This window comes from Neobacillus paridis, from assembly GCF_016765675.1.
Lineage (GTDB): Bacteria > Bacillota > Bacilli > Bacillales > Cytobacillaceae > Neobacillus > Neobacillus paridis.
The window spans coordinates 1-556 of record NZ_JAESWB010000335.1 but is presented as its reverse complement, the minus strand read 5'-3'; the positions used below and the strand labels follow the sequence as shown (position 1 = coordinate 556).

Annotated in this window: 2 protein-coding genes; both read left to right on the top strand. The window is 59.7% G+C overall.

Translation table 11 applies throughout. The features are described from left to right. A partial coding sequence (locus tag JK635_RS29100) for a hypothetical protein (RefSeq protein WP_202655654.1) occupies positions 1–259 on the top strand: 259 nt, incomplete at its 5' end. A 4-nt stretch (positions 260–263) separates the two neighbouring features. Continuing rightward, the coding region (locus tag JK635_RS29095; RefSeq protein ID WP_498043890.1) for a disulfide isomerase DsbC N-terminal domain-containing protein at positions 264–556 on the top strand (293 nt) is incomplete at its 3' end.

The following is a 556-nucleotide window of genomic DNA, read 5'->3' as shown; positions in this document are numbered from 1 at the left end:
GGTGCTGGCCGAGCGTGGCGAACGTGATTGCGGCGACGCGCGCGTGCTGCGTCGCTACGCTCGCGAACGCAAGGAAGATATCCTGCTGATGCAGATCGCCACCGACGGCCTGGAGCGGCTGTTTGCCACCGACTTCGAGCCGGTACGCGTGCTGCGCAATGCCGGGTTGAACCTGCTGGACCAATTGCCTGTCCTAAAACGGCGCCTGATGTCCCATGCAATGGGCAAGCCCCTGGCGCCTTCCGTAAAAAAAGGTTGATGAAATGATGAAATCGTTGAAGTTGTCCGTGCTTGCCGGTCTGATGCTGACCTTCGCCTGCGCATACGCAGAGAGCCCGCAGGAAGCGACAATCAGGAAGCAGATCCAGCCCAAGCTGGGCGAGGGCGCCGTCATTGATTCGGTGACCAGGACACCCTATAGCGGTCTGTATGAAGTCAAGGTCGGCAGCGACATCTTCTATACCGATGCCCAGGCGAAGTATCTGTTCGTGGGCCGCATCCTGGATGCCAACACCACCGAGGATTACACCAAGGCCAGGGTCGACGAGATCAGCCG